Genomic DNA, 1,332 nt, shown 5'->3' with positions numbered 1-1,332 from the left:
AGTCATCTACACCATTGATAGTGATCACAATTTCTTGTTCAACACCATCGCTGGTCGTAACCGTAATGGTATCGGTTAGGAATTCGCCATCATCTAAGGCTTGGATAGCCGCTTGCGTGTTATCTGCCGCGTAAGACCAATCACCATTTTCATCGATAGTAACCGCACCGTAAGCACCCGTTACCGTTGCTGGCGTAAAGGTTGTTGTATCATTCGTATCAACATCCGTTAGCGATAAGTTACCTGAAGTCGTTAATGTCGCTGCATCCGCATCTTCTGTCACAGAGCCCGTTGCATCTCCCGCAACCACTGATAAGTCATCTACACCGTTGATCGTTACTGTAATATCTTGTGTTACGCCATTTAATGTAACGGTATAAACTTCTGTTAATGTTTCATCTTCACCTAAATACTGTACAGCACTATTATCAACTTCATAAGACCAGTCACCATCGGCATTAATAGTCATGTTACCTAAAGCAGTATCACCTTGTTCAGAAGGTGTAAATTCTACTGTGGGTTCAAAGTTCTCGCTGTCTTCAATATCAACATCAATGAATGTTAACGTACCACTATCTGTTAGTTTACTATCTGTTGTTACGTCGAAATCTTCTGTTACTTCACCTAGCTCACTGTCTGAACTTCCTACTATAATTTCAGTTGGGTCTTCGACAGGATCAACCGTCACAGTCACCGTTTCAGTGTTGCCATCTACATTAGTATAAGTAAACGTATCCTTACCATTGAAATCGGCATTCGGTGTGTACGTCACCGTACCATCATCGTTGATAGCGACTGTGCCGTTAGCACCTTGCGTTACCGTATCAACCGGGGAAACTTCACCGTTATCGACGTCAGTATCATTACCTACTACATCAATGGTGATTGGAGTATCTTCATTCGTTGTTGCGCTGTCGGCAACCAGAATGCTGTCATCTGCAACCGGATCAACCGTCACAGAGACCGTTTCTGTATTGCCGTCTTCATTCGTGTAAGTGAAGGTATCAGTGCCGTTGAAGTCTGCATTTGGTGTGTAAGTTACGGTGCCATCATCGTTAATAGCCACAGAGCCATTCGAACCTTGTGTCACGGTATCAACTGGGGAAACTTCGCCGTTATCAACGTCAGTATCGTTACCAACCACATCAATCGTAATGGGTGTGTCTTCATTCGTTGTCGCAGAGTCAGCAACCAATACCGTATCATCTGCAATTGGATCAACCGTCACTGTCACGGTTTCAGTATTGCCATCAACATTGGTATAAGTAAACGTGTCCGTGCCGTTGAAATCGGCATTCGGTGTGTATGTAACCGTACCATCATCGTTGATAG

1 protein-coding gene is annotated in these 1,332 nt (G+C 43.9%); it reads right to left on the bottom strand.

Going from position 1 to position 1,332, the window contains the following annotated elements:
• A partial coding sequence (locus V6255_RS17905; RefSeq protein WP_341629366.1) for a VCBS domain-containing protein occupies positions 1 to 1,332 on the bottom strand: 1,332 nt, incomplete at both ends.

Origin of the sequence: Psychromonas arctica, from assembly GCF_038155225.1 — a bacterium.
Taxonomy (GTDB): Bacteria; Pseudomonadota; Gammaproteobacteria; order Enterobacterales; family Psychromonadaceae; genus Psychromonas; species Psychromonas arctica_B.
Note: the sequence above shows the minus strand (reverse complement) of the source record. Positions and strands in the feature narration are given on the sequence as shown.